This is a genomic window from Dickeya sp. CFBP 2040, assembly GCF_012273755.1.
Taxonomy (GTDB): Bacteria; Pseudomonadota; Gammaproteobacteria; order Enterobacterales; family Enterobacteriaceae; genus Dickeya; species Dickeya poaceiphila.
On sequence record NZ_JAAVXH010000056.1, the window covers coordinates 1 to 25,277 of the forward strand.

Annotated in this window: 24 protein-coding genes and 4 tRNA genes; 7 read left to right on the top strand and 21 right to left on the bottom strand. The window is 48.9% G+C overall.

Annotated elements, in window-relative coordinates; all coding sequences use genetic code 11:
- Positions 1-168 precede the first annotated feature (168 nt).
- The 5 genes from rplS to ffh all read right to left on the bottom strand — a co-directional run bounded on the left by rplS (position 169) and on the right by ffh (position 3,716).
- Positions 169-516, bottom strand: a complete 348-nt coding sequence (gene rplS, locus Dpoa2040_RS07290; RefSeq protein WP_012768745.1) for a 50S ribosomal protein L19 — start codon at positions 514-516, stop codon at positions 169-171.
- A 63-nt stretch (positions 517-579) separates the two neighbouring features.
- The gene (gene trmD, locus Dpoa2040_RS07295) at positions 580-1,335 is read right to left on the bottom strand and encodes a tRNA (guanosine(37)-N1)-methyltransferase TrmD (RefSeq protein ID WP_013319087.1); all 756 of its coding nucleotides are present in this window, start codon (positions 1,333-1,335) and stop codon (positions 580-582) included.
- A 38-nt stretch (positions 1,336-1,373) separates the two neighbouring features.
- Positions 1,374-1,922, bottom strand: coding sequence for a ribosome maturation factor RimM (rimM, locus tag Dpoa2040_RS07300; RefSeq protein ID WP_042872280.1), 549 nt, complete (start codon positions 1,920-1,922; stop codon positions 1,374-1,376).
- A 24-nt stretch (positions 1,923-1,946) separates the two neighbouring features.
- The gene (gene rpsP, locus Dpoa2040_RS07305; RefSeq protein WP_012885817.1) at positions 1,947-2,195 is read right to left on the bottom strand and encodes a 30S ribosomal protein S16; all 249 of its coding nucleotides are present in this window, start codon (positions 2,193-2,195) and stop codon (positions 1,947-1,949) included.
- Positions 2,196-2,354: 159 nt separating this feature from the next.
- On the bottom strand, positions 2,355-3,716 hold the full coding sequence (gene ffh, locus Dpoa2040_RS07310; RefSeq protein WP_168640854.1) for a signal recognition particle protein: 1,362 nt from the start codon (positions 3,714-3,716) through the stop codon (positions 2,355-2,357).
- A 172-nt stretch (positions 3,717-3,888) separates the two neighbouring features.
- Here ffh and Dpoa2040_RS07315 point away from each other — a divergent pair, with 172 nt between their 5' ends.
- Positions 3,889-4,683, top strand: coding sequence for an inner membrane protein YpjD (locus Dpoa2040_RS07315; protein WP_168640855.1), 795 nt, complete (start codon positions 3,889-3,891; stop codon positions 4,681-4,683).
- Between the two features lie 101 nt (positions 4,684-4,784).
- Here the strand turns inward: Dpoa2040_RS07315 and luxS are convergent, their stop codons facing one another.
- From luxS to pncC, 13 genes are all read right to left on the bottom strand, one after another.
- Entirely contained in the window at positions 4,785-5,300 is a 516-nt protein-coding gene (gene luxS / locus Dpoa2040_RS07320) for an S-ribosylhomocysteine lyase (protein ID WP_168640856.1), read from the bottom strand.
- A 179-nt stretch (positions 5,301-5,479) separates the two neighbouring features.
- Positions 5,480-7,033, bottom strand: a complete 1,554-nt coding sequence (gene gshA / locus Dpoa2040_RS07325; RefSeq protein WP_168640857.1) for a glutamate--cysteine ligase — start codon at positions 7,031-7,033, stop codon at positions 5,480-5,482.
- Between the two features lie 80 nt (positions 7,034-7,113).
- Complete coding sequence (locus tag Dpoa2040_RS07330) at positions 7,114-7,542, bottom strand: YqaA family protein (RefSeq protein ID WP_168640858.1); 429 nt, start codon at positions 7,540-7,542, stop codon at positions 7,114-7,116.
- Positions 7,539-8,105: a fructose-1-phosphate/6-phosphogluconate phosphatase gene (gene yqaB / locus Dpoa2040_RS07335; protein ID WP_168640859.1), complete on the bottom strand. Its 567-nt coding sequence runs from the start codon at positions 8,103-8,105 to the stop codon at positions 7,539-7,541. The genes Dpoa2040_RS07330 and yqaB overlap by 4 nt, the downstream gene beginning before the upstream one ends.
- A 182-nt stretch (positions 8,106-8,287) precedes the next feature.
- A tRNA-Arg gene (locus Dpoa2040_RS07340) sits at positions 8,288-8,364 on the bottom strand.
- A gap of 57 nt (positions 8,365-8,421) precedes the next feature.
- A tRNA-Arg gene (locus Dpoa2040_RS07345) sits at positions 8,422-8,498 on the bottom strand.
- Positions 8,499-8,575: 77 nt separating this feature from the next.
- Positions 8,576-8,652: transfer RNA gene (locus Dpoa2040_RS07350), tRNA-Arg, on the bottom strand.
- A gap of 7 nt (positions 8,653-8,659) precedes the next feature.
- Positions 8,660-8,752 (bottom strand) — tRNA-Ser (locus Dpoa2040_RS07355).
- A gap of 308 nt (positions 8,753-9,060) precedes the next feature.
- The gene (gene csrA, locus Dpoa2040_RS07360) at positions 9,061-9,246 is read right to left on the bottom strand and encodes a carbon storage regulator CsrA (RefSeq protein WP_005972168.1); all 186 of its coding nucleotides are present in this window, start codon (positions 9,244-9,246) and stop codon (positions 9,061-9,063) included.
- A 322-nt stretch (positions 9,247-9,568) separates the two neighbouring features.
- Positions 9,569-12,196 (bottom strand): alanine--tRNA ligase, encoded by a 2,628-nt coding sequence (gene alaS, locus Dpoa2040_RS07365; protein ID WP_168640860.1) that lies wholly within the window; start codon positions 12,194-12,196, stop codon positions 9,569-9,571.
- A 137-nt stretch (positions 12,197-12,333) separates the two neighbouring features.
- Complete coding sequence (gene recX, locus Dpoa2040_RS07370; RefSeq protein WP_168640861.1) at positions 12,334-12,822, bottom strand: recombination regulator RecX; 489 nt, start codon at positions 12,820-12,822, stop codon at positions 12,334-12,336.
- Positions 12,823-12,864: 42 nt separating this feature from the next.
- On the bottom strand, positions 12,865-13,941 hold the full coding sequence (gene recA / locus Dpoa2040_RS07375; protein ID WP_042872298.1) for a recombinase RecA: 1,077 nt from the start codon (positions 13,939-13,941) through the stop codon (positions 12,865-12,867).
- Positions 13,942-14,051: 110 nt separating this feature from the next.
- Positions 14,052-14,540 (bottom strand): nicotinamide-nucleotide amidase, encoded by a 489-nt coding sequence (gene pncC / locus Dpoa2040_RS07380; protein ID WP_168640862.1) that lies wholly within the window; start codon positions 14,538-14,540, stop codon positions 14,052-14,054.
- A gap of 490 nt (positions 14,541-15,030) precedes the next feature.
- Here pncC and Dpoa2040_RS07385 point away from each other — a divergent pair, with 490 nt between their 5' ends.
- Positions 15,031-16,224, top strand: coding sequence for an IS4 family transposase (locus Dpoa2040_RS07385; protein ID WP_168640863.1), 1,194 nt, complete (start codon positions 15,031-15,033; stop codon positions 16,222-16,224).
- A gap of 1,436 nt (positions 16,225-17,660) precedes the next feature.
- Positions 17,661-18,170: an SRPBCC family protein gene (locus tag Dpoa2040_RS07390; RefSeq protein ID WP_168640864.1), complete on the top strand. Its 510-nt coding sequence runs from the start codon at positions 17,661-17,663 to the stop codon at positions 18,168-18,170.
- A 58-nt stretch (positions 18,171-18,228) separates the two neighbouring features.
- On the opposite strand, the gene cybB is transcribed toward Dpoa2040_RS07390, so the two are convergent.
- Both cybB and Dpoa2040_RS07400 read right to left on the bottom strand, forming a co-directional pair.
- Positions 18,229-18,762 carry a cytochrome b561 gene (cybB, locus tag Dpoa2040_RS07395; protein WP_168640865.1) on the bottom strand — a complete coding sequence of 178 codons (534 nt, stop codon included), beginning with the start codon at positions 18,760-18,762 and terminating at the stop codon, positions 18,229-18,231.
- A 465-nt stretch (positions 18,763-19,227) separates the two neighbouring features.
- The gene (locus Dpoa2040_RS07400; RefSeq protein WP_042868900.1) at positions 19,228-19,881 is read right to left on the bottom strand and encodes a hypothetical protein; all 654 of its coding nucleotides are present in this window, start codon (positions 19,879-19,881) and stop codon (positions 19,228-19,230) included.
- A 329-nt stretch (positions 19,882-20,210) separates the two neighbouring features.
- On the opposite strand from Dpoa2040_RS07400, the gene Dpoa2040_RS07405 reads away from it, so the two are divergent.
- The 4 genes from Dpoa2040_RS07405 (at position 20,211) to Dpoa2040_RS07420 (ending at position 24,476) form a co-directional block, all read left to right on the top strand.
- Positions 20,211-20,984: a (S)-acetoin forming diacetyl reductase gene (locus Dpoa2040_RS07405; RefSeq protein ID WP_042868898.1), complete on the top strand. Its 774-nt coding sequence runs from the start codon at positions 20,211-20,213 to the stop codon at positions 20,982-20,984.
- 354 nt (positions 20,985-21,338) lie between these two features.
- Positions 21,339-21,833 (top strand): MarR family winged helix-turn-helix transcriptional regulator, encoded by a 495-nt coding sequence (locus tag Dpoa2040_RS07410; RefSeq protein WP_042868896.1) that lies wholly within the window; start codon positions 21,339-21,341, stop codon positions 21,831-21,833.
- A gap of 441 nt (positions 21,834-22,274) precedes the next feature.
- Positions 22,275-23,822, top strand: coding sequence for a catalase KatB (gene katB / locus Dpoa2040_RS07415; protein WP_146411519.1), 1,548 nt, complete (start codon positions 22,275-22,277; stop codon positions 23,820-23,822).
- Positions 23,823-23,882: 60 nt separating this feature from the next.
- Complete coding sequence (locus tag Dpoa2040_RS07420) at positions 23,883-24,476, top strand: ankyrin repeat domain-containing protein (RefSeq protein WP_168640866.1); 594 nt, start codon at positions 23,883-23,885, stop codon at positions 24,474-24,476.
- A gap of 87 nt (positions 24,477-24,563) precedes the next feature.
- On the opposite strand, the gene mgtS is transcribed toward Dpoa2040_RS07420, so the two are convergent.
- Positions 24,564-24,659, bottom strand: coding sequence for a protein MgtS (mgtS, locus tag Dpoa2040_RS07425; protein WP_146411522.1), 96 nt, complete (start codon positions 24,657-24,659; stop codon positions 24,564-24,566).
- Positions 24,660-25,277 lie beyond the last annotated feature (618 nt).

Below are 25,277 nucleotides of genomic sequence, written 5' to 3' on the forward strand. Positions count from 1 at the left end.
AACAAGCTGGATTTTGCGACATACATTTTATTGATGACCGGATGCGCATGTACCCTACCGTGATCGCCCGGAAAACGAAAAACGTCGCGTAACGCATATAACGCATCCAAGAAAAAGGGGCGGCAAATGCCACCCCTTATCGCTTTCGGATGTTGTGAAAGCGGATGCTTAGTTAAGACGCTCTTTGATACGAGCAGACTTACCAGCACGCTCACGCAGGTAGTACAGTTTGGCTTTACGCACAGCACCACGGCGCTTAACGGTAATGCTGTCCACTACCGGAGAGTGCGTCTGGAATACGCGCTCTACGCCTTCGCCGTTGGAAATCTTGCGAACAGTGAATGCAGAGTGCAGACCGCGGTTACGAATTGCGATAACCACGCCCTCGAATGCCTGCAGACGTTTTTTGGAACCTTCAACGACCCATACCTTCACTTCCACGGTGTCACCCGGACGGAATGCAGGTACGTCTTGCTTCATCTGCTCTTGTTCAAGCTGCTTGATAATATTGCTCATAATATGTCTCTTACCCTAGGTAAACTGATATTTGGGTTCGCCCGGCACTACCGCAGCGCCCCCCTAATACTCATGCTGTTCAGACTGATATTCCTGTTGGAATTCCGTCAACAACGTTGCTTGCTCGTCAGTCAGAGCTAGGCTTTTCAGAAGTTCAGGTCTTCTAAGCCAGGTTCGGCCCAGCGACTGCTTCAAACGCCAGCGGCGTATTTCCGCATGATTGCCCGACAGTAACACTGCCGGCACATCCATACCTTCCAACACTTCAGGTCGGGTGTAGTGAGGACAATCCAACAATCCATCAGCAAAAGAATCTTCTTGTGCCGAAGCTTCATGACCCAGTACGCCAGGGATAAAACGGGCTACCGAATCAATCAGCGTCATTGCTGGCAGTTCGCCACCACTGAGAACGTAATCGCCGATTGACCATTCTTCGTCAATTTCGGTTTTGATGACACGCTCATCAATGCCCTCGTACCTTCCGCAAACCAGAATCATCTTCTGATGTGCGGCGAGTTGACGTACGCCTTGCTGATCCAGTTTGCGACCCTGCGGTGACAGATAAATCACCCGAGCCCCTTCGCCTGCCGCTGCTTTCGCTGCATGAATGGCATCCCGTAAGGGCTGCACCATCATCAACATACCAGGACCGCCGCCATAAGGGCGGTCATCCACAGTACGATGTCGATCGTAAGTGAAGTCACGAGGACTCCAGTACTGTACGCTCAGCAGGCCATTTTTAACTGCCCGGCCTGTGACTCCATAATCAGTAATGGCGCGGAACATCTCAGGAAACAGGCTAATCACCCCAATCCACATAATATCGTTCCACTCATTAACTACAGACTTTACAGAGTTCAAAAACCAGGATCCCAGTCTACTTCAATACGATGTGTAGACAGGTCAACGTGCTTAATAACCTGTTCAGTCAGAAACGGGATCAACCGTTCCTTGACTCCGTAAGCATCTTTCAGGTTGGCTCTCACCACCAGAACGTCATTAGAACCGGTTTCCATCATGTCAGTGACTTTTCCCAGCTCATAGCCACCTACGGTGACAACGTCGCAGCCAATCAGATCCTTCCAGTAATAATCCCCATCATCCAGCTCAGGCAACTGGGTCGAATCTACGACAATCTCGCAATTGGTCAATAAATTCGCCGCATCCCGATCATCAATATCTTTAATCTTAATGACCAGATCCTGATTATGGTGCCGCCAGCTCTCGATCTCGATCAATTGCCACAGCCCATTATTCTGGATGAACCAGGGTTGATAATCAAAAATGCTTTCGGCGTTTTCGGTGGATGAAAACACTCTGAGCCAACCTTTAATGCCGTATGTAGACCCCATTTTCCCCAATATAACCGGGTTAACCGGGACTTTCGGGCTGAGTTGCTTGCTCATTACCATTACCACCACCGCAACAGATTATGCTGCTTTTTTAGCGTCTTTGATCAGCGCAGAAACGCGATCAGAAACGGTAGCGCCCTGACCAACCCAGTGCTCGATACGGTCAAGATCCAGACGCAGAGCTTCTGCTTTACCGGTAGCGATCGGGTTGAAGAAACCTACGCGTTCAATGAAACGACCGTCGCGCGCATTGCGGCTATCGGTCACAACGACTTGATAGAACGGGCGTTTTTTAGCGCCGCCACGTGCCAAACGAATTGTTACCATAACATCCTCTTTAGTTAATAAAACAACCGGGCCCCATCGAGGAACGGGGCCCAGTGTCATATAAAAAGCCCGAAGATTTTACTCATTTTGGTGCAAAAAGCAATCTAAAACCGTGCATTCACACCACCGACTTTTCTGCCGGGGTCACATTTCCCCGACTTACCGACCCGGAAAACCTGGCGGCATCATCCCTTTCATACCACGCATCATTTTTGCCAGACCGCCATTCTTCATCTTTTTCATCATGCGCTGCATATCATCAAACTGCTTTAGCAGCCGGTTGACGTCCTGTACTTGCATACCCGAACCCATCGCGATGCGGCGCTTACGAGAACCTTTGATGATTTCAGGCTTAGCACGCTCTTGCAACGTCATGGAATTGATGATCGCTTCCATACGCACCAACACCTTGTCATCCATCTGCGATTTTACGTTATCGGGAATCTGCCCCATGCCCGGCAGTTTGCTCATCATGCTGGCCATACCGCCCATGTTGCGCATCTGTTTAAGTTGATCCAGAAAATCGGTCAGGTCAAAACCATCGCCTTTTTTAAGCTTTTTGGCCAACTTCTCGGCTTGAGAACGATCAACCTTACTTTCCAGTTCCTCAATCAGCGAGAGCACATCGCCCATACCGAGAATGCGCGAGGCGATACGGTCCGGATAGAAAGGCTCCAGCGCGTCGGTTTTCTCACCAACACCTAAAAACTTGATCGGTTTACCCGTGATATGACGGATGGACAGTGCCGCACCGCCGCGGGCATCACCATCGATTTTTGTCAGAATCACCCCGGTCAACGGCAACGCTTCGTTAAATGCTTTCGCAGTATTCGCAGCATCCTGGCCGGTCATGGCGTCAACAACAAACAGTGTTTCCACCGGATTAATAGAGGCATGAACCTGCTTGATTTCATCCATCATGGCGTCATCGACATGCAGACGACCAGCGGTATCCACCAGCAGAACATCATAGAATTTCAGTTTGGCGTGCTGTAACGCACGGTTAACGATATCGATAGGTTTTTCATGCACTTGCGAGGAAAAAAAATCGACACCGACGGTCTGTACCAGCGTTTCCAGCTGTTTGATAGCAGCAGGGCGATACACGTCCGCCGACACGACCAACACTTTCTTCTTCTGCTTTTCACGCAGGAACTTACCTAACTTACCCACGCTGGTGGTTTTACCTGCCCCTTGCAGACCCGCCATGAGCACCACTGCCGGCGGCTGGGCAGCCAGATTGAGCGCCTGATTGACCTCGCCCATGGCGGCAACCAGTTCATTCTGGACAATCTTGACGAATTCCTGGCCCGGCGTCAGGCTCTTGTTGACGTCATGGCCCACAGCTTGTTCTTTGACCCGGTTGATGAAATCACGCACCACGGGCAACGCCACGTCCGCTTCCAGCAACGCCATGCGCACTTCACGTAACGTATCCTTGATATTGTCTTCAGTCAGCCGCCCACGTCCGCTGATATTGCGCAGAGTGCGCGACAGTCGATCGGTTAAATTTTCAAACATATCTCATGCCCAATGTGAAACTGGCCGCTATCGCGACGCGAATAACGGGGAGTATAACACGAAAGCCAGACCAATCTGCGCGCTCCGGCGCGGATAACTGGTTGGTGGCGGTGGCGACTAAAGCTATACTGATCCTTCATTTTACTCAGTTGATATTGAATAACCCATCGCTATGTCTGTCTTCGCCATTGTAGCTTTAGCGGCCTATTTCCTCAGTCTGGGACTGATCATCCCAAGCCTGGTGCGAAAAAACGGAGCCTACCGCCGTCTGGCGGTGGTATCCGCCATACTTGCCCTGACCTGCCATGCAGTGGCCTTGTATCAGCGTATCTTCGATGTGCAGGTCGGGCAAAATTTGAGTCTGTTGAATATGGGTTCGTTGATAAGCCTGATTATGTGCACAGTGATGACTATCGTGGCATCACGTAATCGTGGCTGGTTTCTGCTGCCCGTCGTCTATACCTTTGCATTGATTAATCTGGCATTTGCCAGTTTTATGCCGGGAGAGTTTATTACCCACCTCGAAGCCATGCCGGGCCTGATGGTGCATATCGGTCTGGCGTTATTTGCTTACGCCACTCTGATGATTGCGGCGTTATATGCGCTGCAACTGGCGCTGCTGGACTACATGCTGAAAACCAAGAAACTGGGATTTGCCACCGATATGCCGCCGTTGCTGGGTATAGAACGCAAAATGTTCCACATTACCCAAATTGGTGTCATGCTGCTGACGCTGACGTTGTGCACCGGGCTTATCTACATGAACGATTTGCTCAGCAATAAAGAGAATCTGCATAAAGCACTGTTCTCCCTGCTGGCCTGGTTTGTCTACATTCTGTTGCTCTGGGGACACTACCACGAAGGCTGGCGTGGACGCCGGGTGGTGTGGTTCAACCTTATTGGCGCGCTGCTGCTGACGCTCTCCTACTTCGGCAGCCGGGTCATTCAGCATTTTCTGGCGCAGTGACAACGCTCCGACAGTAGATTTTACGAGAACTGGATTTTACGGGCATAAAAAAGAGAGCATCGCTCTCTTTTTTACAGCCCTAAACGTCAGCATCTCATTAGTCAGATGTGCAACTCTGACAGCTTATCTTTCGGCAATGCCAGCTCGTCGTTTTTATTGACCAGAACATCATGTTCCAGAATGTGGCGAGCAATATCCTGCGCTTCAGTCAGGGAATGCATTTCATAGGTACCGCATTGATATTCGTTCAACTCCGGGATCTTACGCTGGTCGGTAACCTTCAGCACATCTGCCATAGCCGCTTTCCAGGCATCGGCCACACGTTGCTCTGCCGGCGTCCCAATCAGGCTCATGTAGAACCCTGTACGGCATCCCATCGGCGAGATATCGATAATTTCTACACCATCACCATTGAGGTGATCACGCATAAAACCGGCAAACAGGTGTTCCAGAGTATGAATACCACGTTCTGGCATAATCTCATGATTAGGGCGACAGAAACGCAGGTCAAACACGGTAATCGTATCACCATGAGGGGTTGTCATGGTTTTGGCCACCCGAACGGCAGGAGCAGCCATACGAGTGTGATCGACAGTAAAACTATCTAGTAATGGCATGTTGCCACCTCCTCATGAAAAAAATTATTTCTTGTTTCCAGGAAACTTTTCTTACCAGTACCGGTCTTAATACATGAAAGACGCGCATTTATTATCATCATCCCTATTATCAGAGATGTTTCTTTGGTCACCCGATGAAAATCGGGTGACCTTTTCTTTTATATATATTGGTACTAGCCTCACTGTCTGGACAGATAGGCATCAAAACTCAACGTATCTTCCGACTCCAGTTGACGCTGGCGCTGCCATGAGCGCTCGCACTCAGCGGCAAACTGGGCTTCAGACAAAATCTCCAGCGGCTCTTGCAACAATTGCTCGCGGTATTGCCCAGACAGTTGGAGCCCAACACCACCGCTGCCATGCTCCAGCATCATCGCCAGTACCTGGGCCGAGAACGTCTTGTTCGGGTCATCGAACCCGTCCACTAGTTGATCGCAAACCTGCTGATAGTAAGGCTTCGCCTGCCCGTGATCCAACAACTGCGCAACATACCGCAAGTCAGCAAATAGCGCACGCCCAACTTCTGCAATCGGCTGACGCGCGGTTTCACAGCCCATTCCTATCGTCTGCCCCGGTTTACGCCCTTCCAGAATCACCCTATTCCAGTTTTTGCGTGTACAGAGCAACTCAGCTTCACTCATTTCCGGCGCATCAGCCAACGCACACCAAATCAGGAACAGATCGAGGAACCGAACCTGTTCCGCGCTGACGCCAATGGCCGAAAACGGATTAATGTCCAGCGAGCGAACTTCGATATATTCAATACCACCACGCAGCAACGCATCGGATGGCGACTCTCCCATACGGGTGACACGCTTGGGCCGAATCGGCGCATACAATTCGTTTTCAATCTGCAACACGTTGGTATTCAGTTGCAGATAACGGCCATCTTTCTTGAGACCAATCTCAGCATACTCTTGCGAAGGGGTGCGGATCGCTTTTTTCAGTGCCGAAACATACGTCTCCAGACTGTTGAAGGTAATGCCAAGATTACTCTGCGACTTATTGGTGTACCCCAGATCGCTCAGACGTAATGACGTAGCATACGGCAAATAGAGCATCCCTTTTTCAGAACGCTCAAACGGCAGGTGAGTGTCTTTACCCTGCAGGAAAGATGAGCAGATTGCCGGAGAGGCACCAAACAGATACGGGATCACCCAACCGAACCGATAGTAGTTACGAATCAGTTGAAAGTATCCGGCAGATATCGCTTCCTTGCCGCTGATAGCATCAGTAATACCATCACGGGCCTGCCAAAATGACAACGGTAGCGAAAAGTTATAATGCACACCGGAAATGGTCTGCATCAATGCGCCATACCGATTCTTCAACCCTTCACGGTATAGTGTTTTGAAACGGCCAATATTCGACGAGCCATATTGCGCGAGTTCGATATCCTGACCAGCTTCAATAAAACAAGGCATACTCAGCGGCCACATACGCTCATCACCCAGATGGCGGGCGACATAACGATGAATATCACGCAAAAAAGCGAGAAGGTGATCAATATCCTTGTCAACCGGCGTAATGAATTCCAGCAGCGTCTCAGCGAAATCCGTAGTAATCCAGGGATGGGTCAACGCCGCCCCTAGCTTCTCTGGATGCCCTGTTGTCGCCAGATGTCCATTTGCCATCACACGCAGTGTTTCACGCTCAATACCACGCTGGATCCCTGCTATAGACTGAGGATGTTTTTCCAGCCAGGACAGCGCTTTTGATACGTCCGGGATCAAATTGACCTCCAGCTATGAAGATATAGTCATGTTAATAAGAATGATGGATGCTATATGGGGACAACAATCGTGATTACAACTCACCCGGTTCCCATCGTCCATTCCAGTGTCACGACAGCCAAGATCAGGTAGCGCAACGTTTTTCCAATAAAAATACAGATTACTGAACCCACCCAGGGCATCCGCAGCCATCCCGCCAATACACACAATATATCGCCGACTATCGGCACCCAGCTAAATAATAACGCCGCCGTACCGTAACGCTGCAGCCAGCAACTCGCGGTGTCTAAGCCTTTTTGCGGTTTGAGTTCAGGGACCAGACGCCCAACAATAATATTGGTAATTCCTCCTAGCGTATTACCGATAGAAGCAATCAAAATCAGTAATAAAGGGCTGGCACTGTGGGTCAATAGTAACGATACCAATACAACTTCAGAGCTGCCCGGCAGCAGCGTCGCGCTCAGAAAACTACTCCAGAACAAAGAAAACAGCGCCAGAGACTCATTCACAGCGTTCTTACGTCAATCACGTCCATACCAGCGCTGGCAGCAGCACGAATGCCAAAATCAGCATCTTCAAACACCACGCAATGTTCGGGAACCACATGGATTAATGCTGCACAACGCAGGAACGTATCCGGGAAGGGTTTATGTCGCAGAACATCATCAGCACCAACCAGTGCAGAGAAATAATCACGCAAGCCAAGATGGCGCAGCAAACGCTCAGCCAGGCCATGTGTACTTCCAGTACCAACAGCCATCGGACGACGCCCATAATAAGCTTTGACGACCTCGATTAACGGCAGAGGCTGTACGGTATCCATTAGCATGGTTTCAGTCAGTGACGCTTTTTCTGCTGCCAAGACATGCGGATCAAGGTCCGACTGGTTGTGATTAAGAATTACCTCGGCGATACGCCAGGTCGGCGCACCATTTAGTGCTGTCATGGCATTGTTGTCATAACTCATACCATACTTTGCCAGTACCTGCTGCCATGCCTGACAATGGGTCGACTCCGTATCGAGGATAGTTCCATCCATGTCAAAGATGAGGCCTTGATAGCGATCGTACATCATGACTCCGTACCCACCGAAAGAGACGACTACTTTAACGCAAAGTCAAAACGTTGTCGCTTACTCAATAACCATAATAAAAACAGTAGAATATAAACATAGAGCAGCGGAAAGGCATTGATTTTATATTACGAAATAACAGAGTAGAGGTAGGAAGGATTAAGACGATACGAAAACTAAGATGGTGCATCCGGGAGGATTCGAACCTCCGACCGCTCGGTTCGTAGCCGAGTACTCTATCCAGCTGAGCTACGGATGCATTGTAGAAACAATCAAGAATATAAATTTACAACAAGAGGAAACCGCATCAGGAGAATGGTGCATCCGGGAGGATTCGAACCTCCGACCGCTCGGTTCGTAGCCGAGTACTCTATCCAGCTGAGCTACGGATGCATTTCAAGAATGACTGAAAACGTCTCTTAAATTGTATTACTGACAATAATCATTGTCATAAAACGCGCTACATTAAATGGTGCATCCGGGAGGATTCGAACCTCCGACCGCTCGGTTCGTAGCCGAGTACTCTATCCAGCTGAGCTACGGATGCAATTTAATGGCGGTGAGGGAGGGATTCGAACCCTCGATGCAGCTTTTGACCGCATACTCCCTTAGCAGGGGAGCGCCTTCAGCCTCTCGGCCACCTCACCGTACCGACTAGTAATCACTGAATTTTATTTTTATTCAGCGCTCACCTGTCTGCGTGGCGCACATATTACTTTCCCGGTCTTATAAGTCAAATAATTTTTCCGATATCAGTTCCGTTTGAACACTTCGCACCCAACAAGAACAGATTAACAACAAAAAGCCTGCTTTATCACTCATAAAACAACCAGTTACTTCTGTTCACCATAGCAATGCACCAGGTGACCATTTACTGGTCAAAAAAGGAAACTCAGGGAGCCGACGAAAACAGCAGAACAACAACAGCGCCTCGCCAACACGAGACGCTATTCAGTCAGTAGGAGGTGGGTTGAGATTTCTCTGCCTGGATACGCTGGTAGATCTCTTCACGATGTACAGACACTTCTTTCGGCGCATTCACACCGATACGAACCTGATTGCCCTTTACTCCTAGTACGGTAACCGTAACCTCATCGCCAATCATGAGGGTTTCGCCAACTCGACGAGTTAAAATAAGCATTCTTTGCTCCTTGAAAGATTATAAAGAGTCAGGTCACTCCATTCTCCCGTCATTATCCATCATGGGCGGGGAAAACGTAAACCTGGATGACAAAAATGTCTCATCATCGCACTCATTGTTTGTTACTAATGTTCAGTTTAGTCGATATAAGACAGCTTGCGCTTTTTGTTATCACAACCAGACATCGCCTCACAGTTCATCTCTGGAACCCCACAGATGGACTATTAATCAGTCTTGTTTATGGGCATCCTTACCGCAAGCAAAAAACGCCAAAACCACTCATAGGCATGGCGTTTTTGCCGAGATAACACGTATTTAGTATTTATATCTTATCAACCACCCAGGCTTCAACGCTGGTCAACGCCGACGGCAATGCATCAACATCGCTACCGCCAGCTTGCGCCATATCTGCACGACCACCGCCTTTTCCACCAACCTGGTTTGCCACAAAACCAATCAACTCACCCGCTTTTACACGGTCGGTCAATTCTTTGGTCACACCGGCTATCAGGCTGACTTTGCCATCCGCCACTGTCGACAATACGATCACCGCAGAACCCAGTTGATTCTTCAGATCATCGACCATCGTTCGCAGCAGCTTGGGTTCAACATTGTTCAGTTGCGTTACCAGCAACTTCACGCCGTTGATATCTTTCGCTTTGCTGGATAGTAAAGAACTCTCCTGCGCAGCCTGCTGTTCCTTCAACTGCTGCAACTCTTTTTCCAACCCACGAGTGCGTTCTAACAAAGAGCGTACTTTGTCGGCCAGATTGTTGCTATCGCCCTTCACCAGTTGTGTTACTTCATGCAACAAATCATTCTGATGGTGCAGGTTAGCAATCGCATTCTCGCCAGTAACAGCTTCAATACGACGAATACCCGCAGCCGTACCAGATTCAGACACAATCCGGAACAAACCGATATCACCAGTACGACGAGCGTGCGTACCACCACATAACTCAATGGAGAAATCGCCCATCGACAGTACGCGAACCTGATCGTCGTACTTCTCGCCAAACAGCGCCATCGCGCCTTTCGCTCTGGCTGCATCCAGCGCCATTACGTCGGTTTCTATCGACAGATTGCAACGAATCTGGGTATTAACGATATCTTCCACCTGACGAATCTGTTCCGGTTTCATCGCTTCAGGATGAGAGAAGTCAAAACGCAGGTAGTTATCATTAACCAGCGACCCTTTCTGTGCCACGTGCTCACCCAAAATCTGGCGCAGAGCCGCATGTAGCAAGTGAGTCGCCGAATGATTCAGACGAATACGGTCGCGGCGAGCGTGATCGACTACCGCATCGACATTATCGTTTACTCGCAGGGTACCCTGAGCCAGAGAGCCGACATGCCCAATAGCCTGACCATATTTCTGTGCATCGGCAACCGAGAAACGGGCAGCAGTTGACACCAATACACCCTGGTCGCCAACCTGACCACCGGACTCACCATAGAATGGCGTTTCACTCAGAATCACAACCGCATCGTCACCCGCCTGAATTTCCTGCACGGATTCGCCATGACGATAAATAGCCACGACCTTAGATTGCTGTTCGGTACGCTCATAGCCACAGAACGTCGTAGACTCATCGACACGGATCAGGCTGTTATAATCCGCGCCAAAGCCACTGGCATCGCGCGCCCGCTGGCGTTGAGCTTCCATTGCGCGCTCAAAACCCGCTTCATCGACTTTCAGATTACGTTCACGGCAGACATCCGCAGTCAAATCAACCGGGAAACCATAGGTGTCATAGAGACGGAATGCCGCTTCACCGCTCAGCGTATCGCCCTTGAGCTGCTTAATTTCTTCATCCAGCAACAACAAACCACGTTCCAGCGTTCGCGCAAATTGCTCTTCTTCATTCTTAAGCGCCTGCTCCACCAGGCTCTGCTGGCGTTTCAGTTCTTCGGCTGCCGATCCCATCACCTCAATCAGCGTACCCACCAGCTTATAGAAGAAAGTTTCTTTTGCACCGAGCATATTACCGTGACGAATTGCGCGACGAATAATGCGACGCAGCACATAACCGCGGTTTTCATTCGACGGCATCACGCCATCAGCAATCAGAAACGCACAGGAGCGGATATGATCGGCGATAACGCGCAACGACTTATTATTGAGATCATCAGTTCCTACCACACGGGCCGCTTTAGCGATCAGGGTGTTGAACAGATCGATTTCGTAATTGGAATTCACATGTTGAAGAACAGCGGAAATACGCTCCAGACCCATGCCGGTATCAACCGATGGTTTCGGCAGCGGCAACATTGTGCCATCAGCCTGTCGGTTGAATTGCATAAAGACCAGGTTCCAGATCTCAATGTAACGATCACCGTCTTCTTCCAAGCTTCCCGGCGGTCCACCCCAAATGTGATCACCATGATCGTAGAAAATTTCAGAACACGGACCACAAGGGCCGGTATCGCCCATTTGCCAGAAGTTATCTGACGCGTAAGGCGCACCTTTATTGTCGCCGATACGGATAATACGCTCACGCGGCACCCCCACCTCATTAGCCCAAATGTCATAGGCCTCATCATCGGTGGCGTAAACCGTAACCCACAGTTTTTCCTTGGGCAAACCAAACCACTGGGAGCTGGTCAACAGTTCCCAGGCATGAAGAATGGCGTCGCGTTTAAAATAATCACCGAAGCTGAAGTTACCCAGCATTTCGAAGAAAGTGTGATGACGCGCCGTGTAACCCACATTTTCCAGATCGTTATGTTTACCGCCAGCACGGACACAACGCTGGGACGTCGTGGCTCGCGTATAGTTGCGTTTGTCCAGTCCCAAAAACACATCCTTGAACTGGTTCATCCCGGCATTGGTAAACAACAGTGTGGGATCATTGTTTGGCACCAGTGAACTACTGGCGACAACCTGATGACCTTTACTATGGAAAAAGTCGAGAAACGCTTGACGGATCTCAGCGGTGCTCTTGCTCATAATTGTCCTGAAATCAAGCTAAAAGAACAGTCGCGGGCAAGGTGGATGCAACATACTGACGTGACCGAGCCAAACGCGAACAAAAAAGTGGGAATAAGATAAATTTTCTTAGGTGGGAAGTAAAATCCCGTATGCGTTCAATCGGAAAAATTCATATATACCGACTGAATTTCATCGTGGGAAAAACCGCGATAAAGCAAATAACGCTGAACTTTGGCACGCTCCTGCCAAGTGATTGGCAATGGTGAGCCGAATTTGCGGTTCGCCACTGTTCGCGCTTGCGAATACCAATCGATATTGCAGGACTGCAACGCCATACGTTGGATTGATTTATCAATTCCCCGCTGACTGAGTTCGGCACAGATACGCTGTGTACCATACCCTTTACGACAGCGGCCATGAATATAACGCTGGGCGTAGCGCTCATCATCCAGCCAGCCTTGTTGCCGACAACTGGCTACCACCTGCTCGATTTGCTTATTCAATTCAGATAATGCATAGCATTCATCTGCGTTATCGCATTCGAGATTTGTCTGCAAATACGCCGCAATTTTGCGGCGTAATTCTATCTCGCTGTGATCTCGCACAGCCAGCACATTCATCGCATAGCGGAGTATGTTAGACATGCCTGTCATCCAAAGAATGTGCTGTGCGCGCCACACCGACTATTAAAAGTCGTCGTTAAGTTCGCCAGCCGCTTCCTCATCATACTCAGCACTTTCGCCACTAACATTCGGCACGGCGTCATTATCCTTGTGCAGCAATAATTCACGTAACTTCTTATCGAGTTCAGTAGAAATGGCCGGATTATCCTTCAGGAAATTGCAGGCATTAGCCTTACCCTGACCAATTTTATCGCCGTTGTAACTGTACCAGGCACCGGCTTTTTCAATCAGCTTGTACTTCACACCCAGATCAACCAACTCACCAAAGGTATTAATCCCTTCGCCATAAAGAATCTGGAATTCGGCCTGTTTGAACGGGGCAGCAACCTTGTTCTTCACAACTTTGACTCTGGTTTCGCTGCCAACGACCTCTTCGCCTTCCTTTATCGAACCGATGCGGCGGATATCCAGACGAACAGAAGCGTAGAATTTCAGCGCATTCCCACCGGTCGTGGTTTCCGGGTTACCGAACATCACACCAATCTTCATACGGATCTGGTTGATAAAGATCAGCAGCGTATTGGATTGTTTCAGGTTACCAGCCAGTTTACGCATAGCCTGACTCATCATGCGCGCTGCCAGCCCCATGTGTGAATCGCCGATTTCCCCTTCGATCTCAGCTTTCGGTGTCAGCGCAGCTACGGAGTCAACAATGATCACATCCACGGCACCAGAACGCGCCAGCGCATCACAAATCTCCAGTGCCTGTTCACCCGTGTCTGGCTGAGAACACAGCAAATTGTCGATATCTACTCCTAACTTCTTGGCGTAGATCGGGTCTAGCGCGTGCTCGGCATCAATGAACGCACAGGTTTTCCCCTCACGCTGTGCCGCAGCAATCACTTGCAACGTCAGCGTGGTTTTACCAGAGGATTCCGGGCCATAGATTTCAACAATACGCCCCATTGGCAAACCACCAACACCCAGAGCGATATCGAGCGACAAGGAACCCGTGGAGATCGTTTCAACATCCATTGAGCGATCTTCGCCCAAACGCATGATAGAACCTTTGCCGAATTGTTTTTCGATCTGCCCCAACGCCGCCGCCAGTGCCTTTTGCTTGTTCTCATCAATAGCCATTTCTACTCCTGTCGCGCAGCCTGATGCTGCCTCTACGCTGTTGCTTATTCATGACTCACAGAAACCAATAGGCTCATTATACTGTATACGTATACAGCATCAAGCCTATTTTATAAAAATCTATCTAACAGCGTCTGCAAAGCAAAAGCTACCGCCTGCAGCCGAACATCATGGCGATCACCGTCAAACTGCACTCGCTGAGTCAGACTGTTGCCATCTTTATCGTTAAAGCCGAACCATACGGTTCCTACGGGCTTGTCCGGCGTTCCACCGTCGGGACCGGCAATACCACTGACTGATACGGCAACATTTGCGCCGGAACGGCTCAGTGCTCCCGCCGCCATTTCCCTCACCACTTCACAGCTCACCGCGCCAAACTGTTCCAGGGTATTTACCTGCACGCCAAGCAGCGCCTGTTTAGCCTGATTGCTGTAAGTCACAAAACCATAGTCAAACCATCCTGAACTGCCGGCCACATCAGTGATAGTCTTCGCCAACCATCCACCGGTACAAGATTCAGCACAGGTCATTTTCGCCTGACGCGCCTTAAGGCGCTCTCCCACCCGCACGCTTAGTCGCAACACTTCTGCTTCTGTCATCACGATGTCCCGTTTTCTTTAATTGCGGCAATTGCGGCTCAATATAATCGGCGCACTCCTCCTCAGGGTAGCATTTTTCCTGTTGCTCTCTTATTGATTAACAGGAATGCGAAGCAGCACGCAACATGACACTCAATGTTGTCGTATTATTGTCAACATGCCTATATATGCTTGATACACAATAATAACGGCGATAGCGTTTTTACGACATGCATGCCCCGCCTCGGGGCTTTTTTATTGGTGCTATAACCCGTCATATTTCAAGTTGCAGGACAACACGCTCGCGTGTTGAACAACGCAACGCACTGGTCCTTTAGGACAAGGCCCATTAGAAACTTGTCACGCGGCAAGTGAGTGACAACGCTGCCGGAAGCAAAGTTGAACAAGGCTGGCAATGACCCCACAAGGCTGAGGGATCCCCAGAAAACAAGACAGGCATAGAGTTTTATGATCTACTGATTTTCGCCAAAAAATTCAATGAGATCACCCTATGCCTGTCCGTAAAGTATGCCAGACTTTTTTCCGTAACGCTTTAGCTTCAACGCATCAATATCGACAACATGCGCTTATTGATTCTACCGCTGCGTTGATAAGCGGTGCGACGCTTTCACTCACCTGCATCGGGCGTTATTTACCCGGCCCTGCTCGCGTTAAAGATAAAATAAAACGGGTTGACCGCCTTTTGGGAAACACTGCGCTTCATAACGATATCCCGAAAATATTTAATCAGATTACATCCATGATGACCAAAAACATGCCGTGGTGTGTTATTGCCGTCGACTGGAGTGGCTATCCCTCTCAGGCTTTTCATGTCCTGCGTGCAAGTCTTGTCTGTGATGGTCGCGCTATCCCCTTGATGAGTCAGGTAGTTCCGTCAGAAAAACAAAACAATATTTTGATACAGAAGGCCTTTCTTGACGCGCTTGCCAGCGCCATAGCCCCACAAATGAAAGTCACCCTCATCACCGACGCGGGCTTCCACAATGAATGGTTTCGGCATATCAAAGCACTGGGATGGGACTTTATTGGCCGAATCCGGGGAAACGTAAAATTTTGCCTTCATCATGGCCCGGAACACTGGCTGAACGTGAAAGACTGTGCCGGGACAGCGCGGGCGGAATATCTGGGAACAGGTACGCTGGCGCGTTCAAAAAAAGCGCAATGCGATGGACATTTTTACCTTCACAAGAAAGCGTCAAAAGGGAGAAAAAGCAAACGTGCCAGAGGGAAACCGGGCTATCCGACCGTGGAAAAAGAGCAACGTGCGTCAGCCAAAGAGCCGTGGCTGATATTTACCAACACAGATGAATTTAAGCCCCGTGAAATCATGAAGCTCTACAGCAGGAGAATGCAGATTGAACAAAACTTTCGTGATGAAAAGAGTGAGAGATTTGGTTTTGGCTTACGCGCCTGTGGAAGCAAAACGGGTGAGCGGCTTTGGGTGCTGAGTCTGCTGGCGACACTGGCATCAATTGTTCTCTGGTTATTAGGATATCATTTTGAAAATAAAGGTCTTCATCTTCATTATCAGGCGAACAGCCTTAAAAATCGAAGAGTGATATCGTTTTTGACACTGGCGGAAAATGTACTGCGGCATTCACCACGAATAATCGGGCGGGTGAAACTGGAGAGTATTTTAGCCCAACTCACCAGCACCTACCGAAGCATGATGCTGGTTTATTAGCGGTGATTTTGTGGGGATCCCTCAGCCCACAAGGGCGATGCACAGGGATGGGCCGAGAATACCTGCAATTTGAAGTACGACGTGTCATAGAGCATTTAAAAAACATATTGAGCCATCCCTGCCTCTGACCATTTTTTTGAAACAAAAATCAATACCATTACCTTTTAAATGAATTTTTATTTCCCCACATGATTGTACCCTGATAAATTATTTTTATTTCACAATAAGCAGAATCGGTAATATATATAAAAAAAAACCCACCAACCGGTGGGCAAAGCTATTGAGTTTTTCAACAGCAAAAGATTAGTAGTACTGGCACGACAGTTATCCATCCACTGCGTATTTATAAATTTACCAGCCATTCCTTAAAATAACCTTAGTTTTTCCTTCATCTAATGAAAATTGATAAAAACAAAAAAACCGAAGTAACGCTATGTATTTAAAAAGCAAAAAAAAGCCCACCATAATGGTGGGCAAAATGACACTATTCTCTGGCATGAAGCATCCTGAAGACACAGGTCGGCGGTTTTCCTCCGCCTGTAAACAATTCTATGATATGAATATTAAGCCAACATTAGGAGCAATAAAAATATATCCCCTAACGCAGGACAACACGCTCGCGTGTTGAACAACGCAATGCGCTGGTCCATTAGGACAAGGCACGCTGATACCTCTCACTTCCCCACTCACTTGAAATAAGCAGGGAATTGCGGCCTTGCCATCTGTTTGCCACTGGCATCATTCTTATTATATGCACTGTAATGCAATCATTCGCTTATAGAAAACAGTACACATAAGCAGTACACATAAAAAAAGAAAAGCCCACCTGACGGTGGGCAAATATCATATTATTATAAAAACAAAACCCCGGTGTTTTGCGCAACAAAGTGATTACTTAAAAACAAAATTACACCATAGAGATTAAATAAACCTTAAAAAAATCGGGCATTTTATTTTTATGTGACAATAAAAACACAAAGATCACAAGCTCAAAAAATGGCTAATAATACTCATCGTCATTATCATCAGAAAACAAAAAGCCCATCAGTGGATGGGCTAAAAAATAATGAACATCGAAAGTACCCTAGTAACATGGCACAGCAGTCAATTAACTCTAATTAAAAGGATAACAGAAACTCAGCAGTCTGCCCGAAAATCAGTCACTATTCTCCGTTTTTGTGAGTGCACGCATTCTCTCCAGCCTCATGCAGGCAACAGCACCATGCATCTTAATGCAGTGCCGCCAATTTTTATTTCCTGCGGGTTTGCAGGTTTCCCCAGGCATCACGTACACTCGCCAGAAGAGATAACTGTACGTCAATACCACAAACTTATTGGGTCGGACTTTAATCACTCTACCGATATTACGTACGATAATAGCGGTATATCAGCTGTTTAAGGTGCTGTTTAAGATGACATAAAAGGGAGAAGACAACATGCCATCAACATTTTTACGCGGGCTTGGCATGACGGATAGCCACGCTGATGAACTCAGCAGTTCACTGATCATTCATCAGCCAGCTGAAGTGCTATTTGATTTATGGCGCAAACCCGAAACGCTACCGGTGTTGATGAACCATGTCGCCCATATCGACATCATCAATCGCACAGATTCTCTGTGGCGAATGAAAGCGCCCTTCGGCCAGTATATCGAATGGCGGGCGCGTATAATCGATGAACAACCCGGTCAGTTCATCCACTGGCGCTCACTACCAGGCGCCAGAATTCCCAATGAAGGTCGCCTCTCATTTCGTCCCGCTCCAAACGGCAAAGGCACCGCTGTGACTCTCAGCATTCGTTTCGATCCACCTGGTGGTTTTCTGGGACGAACCATCAGCCAGATGTTTCAACTGCTGCCCAAAGAAATGCTGCATAAGACGTTGTTACGTTTCAAACAAATGGCGGAACACCCTGATCCCATGCACTCCCCTGACCAGGAGTCATAAAAAAACGGGCGGCGGGTAAAGCCCCGCCGCCCGTCATTCATAGTGACGCCAATGACGATTATTTCTTGCCTGGCATCATTCGCAGCAACGTATTATCACGCACCACATAGTGATGATACAGCGCAGCCACCGCATGGAGTCCTACCAGAAAATACCCCGCGTTGGCGATCAGTTCATGGATGCTCAGCAATGTGTGTCTGATATCGTCATCCGGTTCTGCAGCAATCGGCATCGCAATACCGAATACCGACCAGTCTGCGCCGCGGTAGTACATCCCCAGCACGCCCAACACCGGCAACGCCAGGAATATCAGATAAAGAAAACCATGCACCGCATGAGAGATAATCACTATCAACCGATCAGGCTGTGGCGAGATCGGCGGAGTAGGATAACGAAAGCGCTGCACCATCCTCAGGACCATCAGCACCCACACGGATACACCGCAACTGTAATGAATAGTCGACATCAGTAATCTTGCATTACTCCCTCTGGGAGCAAAGCCACGCAGCTCCATCGCTGCGTAAGTAGCCACCACCAGCACGAGTGCCAACCAGTGTAAGACTATCTGGGATGAATGATACCTGGTCTTCATGGAATTCCCTCTCTGTATAAGCATACAAACACAACTAGCGTGATCTATAACCGATACAGACTACCTTCGCTCTATTAAGCCAACATTAGTTTTTGGCAGACTACCGCAAGATTTATTTGCGGACAAAAAAATCCCGCCTTACTCGAAGGCGGGAAAACAACATACTCTCTGACAGGGATGAATAACACAACATCAACAAGGGTTGATACAAACATTACCAGCTTCAGTGTATAGAACTGTCATTGGTCGGTAAGGTTGATTGATAGGATGTAAGTCGAATTTGGCGGGGACAATATTGCCGAACAGGCAATGCCACACTGGGAAAATGAGAAAAGTGCGAGGGGACGAGAAAAAAGTAGGTAAATAGTATTGGACCGAGCGTCCCCCGCTCACGCAATAGCAGCAAAGAGTATGACTATTTGGACACCCTCACCATCATTTACCTCGACAAATCACACATAGCCATTACTCCTCCGGCGGATAACGGTAATCCCACCGGAAAAAACCGTGATCCTGGAACGAACCAGACAGTAACGACTGTTTTCGCGTTTTGACATAGTTTGGCGGCGGACAGGTTACATTGCACATCCAGTATCCTGGAAACCACCCTTCCATACCAGGCAATCGTGCCATTCGTGTATCGAACGGATTAAGTTCCGGCAACGAGTAGTAAACAAATTCGCCAATAGAGTGTTCAATCCACTCCTCAGCGCTGCCCAATTCCGACAAGGGATTGGGGTGCAACGGCGAACGGGCCAGATCAACAAACTCCTTGACGTGATTCATTGACCAACCGCAAAACTCCAGCGAACGCGGCCTTTCCGCCATTTCGTACAATCTATCTACCGAAAGTGACGGCAACGGATCAGGCTGCTCTGGAAAAAATTCATTGTGTTTTTGCAGACATAACAACAGATAGGACGCCACCAGCGCCCCTAACTGATGGATAACCAGCGCCGGATGCTCGCCAGCGCCGCCGCCGATAATCAAATTGTCTGGCGTACATGAAAAATCATCCGCTTCCCAGGGAGAATCAGTCACCTCTTCGAGCGGATGATAGATTGGCAATCCGTTCAGGAAGCCAACCAGTTCGTGTTTGATGGTATCGATATAACTCATAGTTACCAGCTTTTAAACATTCATCAAGGCAAGTATCGGCGGGACATGACCCGAATGAGGGTCTTCGCAGGGTACACTGTGTTTATCGCCTTCTCCAGACCAATCTTTACAGCGCGCAAAACAACTCGCCTCACCACCGCTTTAGCATCAGAATAAAAAATCAAAAAATAAATACATCACAGTTATAAAAATCAAACTTAATTTATAAATGAAAAACTTAATCTATTTGACTGATAGTTATCGATATTTACTATAAGTTTTCATTCCTGTTGCCACACGTTAGCCTGCCGGTAGTAACGGTTCTTTCATTAACAACACAGGAAAAGACCATGAAACAAAAAGTCGCATTGGTCACTGGCGCAGGCCAGGGAATTGGTCGAGCCATCGCTCTTCGTCTGGCAAAAGACGGCTTTGCCTTAGCTGTCGTAGATTACAACGGTGATACGGCAGGCCAGGTGGTACAGGAAATCAGACACCACGGCGGTAACGCCATCGCATTCACCGCTGATGTCTCAGACCGTGACCAGGTATTTAATGCAGTACGTAGCGCGCACAAGCAACTGGGCGGTTTTCATGTAATCGTGAATAATGCGGGTATCGCCCCTACTACGCTGATTGAAGAGATTACCCCCGACATTGTTGATAAGGTTTACAATATTAATGTGAAAGGCGTCATTTGGGGGATACAGGCTGCGGTGGAAGCCTTCAAAGCCCAGGGACAAGGGGGCAAAATCATCAATGCGGCATCACAGGCAGGCCATGTCGGCAATCCGGAACTGGCGGTTTACAGCTCCAGTAAATTCGCCGTACGCGGCCTGACACAAACTGCCGCGCGAGATTTAGCGCCGCTCGGTATTACCGTCAACGCCTATTGCCCCGGCATCGTCAAAACACCGATGTGGGAAGAGATTGACCGCCAGATTTCCGAGGCGGCAGGCAAACCGCTCGGCTATGGTACGGCGGAGTTCGCCAAACGCATCACCTTGGGCCGCCTGTCCGAACCGGAAGATGTTGCCGCCTGCGTTTCCTACCTTGCCAGCCCCGATTCAGATTACATGACCGGTCAAGCCCTGCTGATCGACGGCGGCATGGTATTCAACTGATTGATAAAATTTGATTAATAGCGTTTCAGGGCATCAATAATTCCGCGTTGCCCTCCTGATCCTACGACGCCCCCATAGCACATTACTCACGCTATGAGGGGCTGTCTTCTGACTGAATCTTATTCCGATCCATAGAAGAAAATTTGAACAGACTTGTGCTATGGTAGCAATCCACTTGATACAAACCATGGTCAAAAAACACCGCCTTATGCCGGCAAGGTCGCACCGTGTCCCCTGGACTTCCAGACCGCCCTGTAGATGAAAAGTGACGCAGGCATCGAGTGGGCGGGGAGATCAGTGCTGGCTGTCGGTTGCCGTCATACGGTTTCACCGTCGAACAAAGGAGTCAAGGTGATGCAAGATGATGAAATCAATGCTGACGATCTATGGGAACGCCCCGGTTTCCTCATTCGTCGCTTAAATCAGATCCACCATACGATATTCTTTGAAGCACTCAAAGGTGAGCTTACTCCGCTGCAATACGGTCTTCTGGCGGTAGTCAACGCCAGAGGCGGGCAGGACCAGACCACGCTCGGCGCTGAGCTGGGAACCGACCGTACCACGCTGACCAGCACCATTGAGCAACTGGAACTCAAGGGGTATGTCCGGCGCGCAACTCACTATTCCGACCGCCGCCGCAAAATGGTCGAAATTACGCTCAAGGGAAGAAAAATTCTGAATAAAACCTCTGCCGACATGCATCGGGCACAGATAAAATTACTGGCACCGCTGCCACTCGCCTCAAGAAAAACCTTTATTCAGATGATGAGAACACTGGTTGAAGGCAACAACCACTACGGTAGTGTACCTATCAAGCGCTTTACATCGCAGGTAGCATCACTGGACTGAATATCGTACCGGAAAGCCTGTTTTTCCAAAGCATCGCGGTCTTTCCGGTACGCCTCGCCAACCGCTCCATTCTTTTCCCGTATTGTCCGTGGTGCCCATCACTCTTTTACCTATTCCCTATGAAAGACATTCCTATTAATTCGATAGAAATAACTGCCATTATCCATTATGTAAAAAACGGTAAAGTGTTTACAGTTGCTGTAGGCATTTAAGACTCTCCAGTAACAGCGACGGTTAACCATACCGCCGACCAGACGGAACACCATATCCCGTCATGACGACAGGTAAAGACCGGTAAACCGCATTCACCAACAGAGCACCCGTATTATCGACGTCTCTGATGGAGAATCTTCTCTGCTTATAGCTTCGAGCAGTGCAATGGAACCACAGCAATAACCAAACCTATTGTTGTTAAAAATCATATGGAAAATGAGGAAAGTTATGAGCAATCACACCGCCACATATCGTGTTCCCAGTTGGAAAAAATCGCTGGTGATCGTATCGTCGCTGTTGACGGCCTATCCTGTGCTGGCAGATACCCTGACCCGCGACAACGGCGCACCGGTAGGCGACAACCAGAACTCGCAAACCGCCGGCCCGAACGGTCCGGTTGTGCTACAGGATGTGCAGTTGCTGCAAAAGCTGCAACGTTTTGATCGTGAACGTATTCCTGAGCGTGTAGTCCATGCCCGCGGTACCGGCGCACACGGCACATTTACCGCTACAGCAGATATTTCGGACTTGACCATCGCCGAGGTGTTCAAAAAAGGCAGCGCAACCCCGGTATTCGTACGTTTCTCCAGTGTGGTACATGGCAATCACTCCCCGGAGACCCTGCGCGACCCGCGCGGCTTCGCCACCAAGTTCTACACCACCCAAGGCAATTGGGATCTGGTAGGCAACAACTTCCCCACCTTTTTCATTCGTGATGCCATCAAATTTCCGGACATGGTGCACGCGTTCAAGCCAGATCCTCGTACCAATCAGGATAATGACGGACGCCGGTTTGATTTCTTCTCACACGTTCCGGAATCTATCCGTACCCTGACTTTGCTTTACTCCAACGAAGGCACACCGGCCAGCTATCGCAATATGGACGGCAACAGCGTCCATGCCTACAAGCTGGTCAATGCCAAAGGGGAAGTGCATTACGTCAAATTCCACTGGAAGACGCTGCAAGGCGTGAAAAACCTCGATCCCAAACAGGTAGAGGACGTTCAGGGCAAAGATTACAGCCATCTGACTAACGATCTGGTCGCGGCCATCAACCGCGGCGACTACCCGAAATGGGATCTCTACATTCAGGTACTGACACCGGGCGACCTGGCTAAGTTTGATTTCGACCCGCTGGACGCCACCAAAATCTGGCCGGGTGTACCCGAACGTAAAATCGGCCAGATGGTGCTGAACAAGAACCCGGACAACTTCTTCCAGGAAACCGAGCAGGTCGCCATGGCCCCCTCGAATCTGGTCCCTGGCATCGAACCGTCTGAAGATCGTCTGCTGCAAGGCCGCCTGTTCGCCTATGCCGATACCCAGATGTACCGGCTCGGCGCGAACGGCCTGAGCTTACCGATCAATGCTCCGCTGAAAAAAGCCAACAACATCAATCAGGATGGCAGCCTGAACAGTGGCCATACGCAAGACAACGGAGTGAACTACCAACCAAGCCGCCTGTATCCACGCGAAGAGCTGGTTTCCGCCCGCTACAGCCAGACACCGCTCAGCGGCACCACCCAGCAGCGTAAGATCCAAAAAGAGCAGAACTTCAAACAGACCGGCGAACTGTATCGTTCTTACAGCAAGAAAGATCAGGATGATCTGGTGCAAAGCCTGGGTTCTGCTCTAGCGATGGCCGATACCGAAAGCAAAACCATCATGCTTTCCTATTTCTACAAGGCTGACGCGACCTACGGCACTCGTCTGACCGCCGTCGCCAAAGGCGACCTGAGCAAAGTGCAGTCACTGGCCAGCAAACTGGCTGACTAACTGAACGTCGCCGCCTGAGCACATTGTTCAGGCGGCACCAACGACCAGGGAATCGTCATCATGAAACCACTTCGTCTCATTTTTTGCCTGTTGGCGTTAGCCCAGGCAACGGCCCAGGCACAACAGCCTGTTGCCCCGGTAACGTCATCGCCCTCTATTGTCGCTAACGCCGCGCCTTCGACGACAGATGAACGGCAGATTCAAAACCAGCTCAATCAGTATTTATGGGATGCCGCCCGCAATGGCAACGACGCCGTGCTTCAGGAATTCGTCAGCGCCGGTTATAACCTAAATGCCCGTGATGACAAGGGCTTTACTGCGGTCATTCTGGCGGCTTATCACGGCCATTACGACACGGTATCACTGCTTATTAACCACGGCGCTGACCCTTGCCTGCAGGATAGTCGCGGTAATACCGCGCTGATGGGAGCAGTGTTCAAAGGCGAGCTGAAAATTGCTCACTTGTTGCTGAATGCAAAATGTAGCCCGGATACCCGCAATAATGCCGGACAAACCGCCGCGATGTACGCATCACTGTTTCAGCGCACAGAAATTCTTAAAGCGTTGCAGGAAAAAGGCGCGGATATGAATGCTACCGATGCGATGGGCAACAGCGTGCAAGCGTTAGGGAAAGGGGAAGTGAAAGGGCAATAACCGAAGCCTATCAGCTAAAGCAACACGCCCCGCATGAATCAATAACCTTCAGGCGGGGCGTATATTATCAGACTGGGTTAGCATTATTCAGTCATTCCATTTAGGACTCAGAAAGGCGGCCAGAAATCCCGGTACAACGATAACGGCCAGTATCGCTAAATAAACGGTAACTTGTTCGAGCATAACAACCTCCTACATCAACATGTAAAACGACCTCATAGTTCAACTACACATTCACTGACGACTCATTCACTACTACACCATGATTTTATCGGTAGAATGTTAAGCAAACATTAATGTCTCTTTGATGAATAAGAAATCGGATCAGGACGAAAATGGAAAAACTCGACGGTTTGATGACCTTTCTCACGCTTCCGTCAGCCTATTTTGCCATTAAACCTCACCGTGACCTTAGACCTGACGTTGCACAGGCCACCCAAAGGTTTACCACTCCTAATTACTCTACGAAACTAATATCAAATAAAATAATACACACCAATATGTATTTATACCGTAATATCGATTATTGATAATAATAAAAACGTATAGTTATTGTCAGGAAGCCAATAAACAAAAAACAAAATGTAATAAATTTTGACAATCAACACCTGACAACATTTACTTAAAAAAAGTAAGAAAAAAATGAACCATAAAAAACAGTTCTACCCTAAATAATTCGAGTTGCAGGCAGGCGGCAAAGCTCTGGGATGAGCCGAGTAATAAAGCCAACGCACCTGCAACGTGAAGTATGACGGGTATATAAGCCTTCGCATCACGTCAATAACACGTTTTCAATCCAGG

Excerpts from the sequence above, each read along its gene's own strand:
- Dpoa2040_RS07400 (WP_042868900.1), bottom strand. The coding sequence starts at position 19,881 with ATGAGTTATATCGATACCATCAAACACGAACTGGTTGGCTTCCTGAAC.
- Dpoa2040_RS07410 (WP_042868896.1), top strand. The coding sequence starts at position 21,339 with ATGCAAGATGATGAAATCAATGCTGACGATCTATGGGAACGCCCCGGT.
- luxS (WP_168640856.1), bottom strand. The coding sequence starts at position 5,300 with ATGCCATTACTAGATAGTTTTACTGTCGATCACACTCGTATGGCTGCT.
- rplS (WP_012768745.1), bottom strand. The coding sequence starts at position 516 with ATGAGCAATATTATCAAGCAGCTTGAACAAGAGCAGATGAAGCAAGAC.
- trmD (WP_013319087.1), bottom strand. The coding sequence starts at position 1,335 with ATGTGGATTGGGGTGATTAGCCTGTTTCCTGAGATGTTCCGCGCCATT.
- recX (WP_168640861.1), bottom strand. The coding sequence starts at position 12,822 with ATGTCTAACATACTCCGCTATGCGATGAATGTGCTGGCTGTGCGAGAT.
- yqaB (WP_168640859.1), bottom strand. The coding sequence starts at position 8,105 with ATGTACGATCGCTATCAAGGCCTCATCTTTGACATGGATGGAACTATC.
- csrA (WP_005972168.1), bottom strand. The coding sequence starts at position 9,246 with ATGCTTATTTTAACTCGTCGAGTTGGCGAAACCCTCATGATTGGCGAT.
- cybB (WP_168640865.1), bottom strand. The coding sequence starts at position 18,762 with ATGAAGACCAGGTATCATTCATCCCAGATAGTCTTACACTGGTTGGCA.
- mgtS (WP_146411522.1), bottom strand. The coding sequence starts at position 24,659 with ATGCTCGAACAAGTTACCGTTTATTTAGCGATACTGGCCGTTATCGTT.
- Dpoa2040_RS07315 (WP_168640855.1), top strand. The coding sequence starts at position 3,889 with ATGTCTGTCTTCGCCATTGTAGCTTTAGCGGCCTATTTCCTCAGTCTG.
- Dpoa2040_RS07385 (WP_168640863.1), top strand. The coding sequence starts at position 15,031 with ATGCCTGTCCGTAAAGTATGCCAGACTTTTTTCCGTAACGCTTTAGCT.
- rpsP (WP_012885817.1), bottom strand. The coding sequence starts at position 2,195 with ATGGTAACAATTCGTTTGGCACGTGGCGGCGCTAAAAAACGCCCGTTC.
- recA (WP_042872298.1), bottom strand. The coding sequence starts at position 13,941 with ATGGCTATTGATGAGAACAAGCAAAAGGCACTGGCGGCGGCGTTGGGG.
- katB (WP_146411519.1), top strand. The coding sequence starts at position 22,275 with ATGAGCAATCACACCGCCACATATCGTGTTCCCAGTTGGAAAAAATCG.
- Dpoa2040_RS07390 (WP_168640864.1), top strand. The coding sequence starts at position 17,661 with ATGCCATCAACATTTTTACGCGGGCTTGGCATGACGGATAGCCACGCT.
- Dpoa2040_RS07420 (WP_168640866.1), top strand. The coding sequence starts at position 23,883 with ATGAAACCACTTCGTCTCATTTTTTGCCTGTTGGCGTTAGCCCAGGCA.
- rimM (WP_042872280.1), bottom strand. The coding sequence starts at position 1,922 with ATGAGCAAGCAACTCAGCCCGAAAGTCCCGGTTAACCCGGTTATATTG.
- ffh (WP_168640854.1), bottom strand. The coding sequence starts at position 3,716 with ATGTTTGAAAATTTAACCGATCGACTGTCGCGCACTCTGCGCAATATC.
- Dpoa2040_RS07405 (WP_042868898.1), top strand. The coding sequence starts at position 20,211 with ATGAAACAAAAAGTCGCATTGGTCACTGGCGCAGGCCAGGGAATTGGT.
- alaS (WP_168640860.1), bottom strand. The coding sequence starts at position 12,196 with ATGAGCAAGAGCACCGCTGAGATCCGTCAAGCGTTTCTCGACTTTTTC.
- pncC (WP_168640862.1), bottom strand. The coding sequence starts at position 14,540 with ATGACAGAAGCAGAAGTGTTGCGACTAAGCGTGCGGGTGGGAGAGCGC.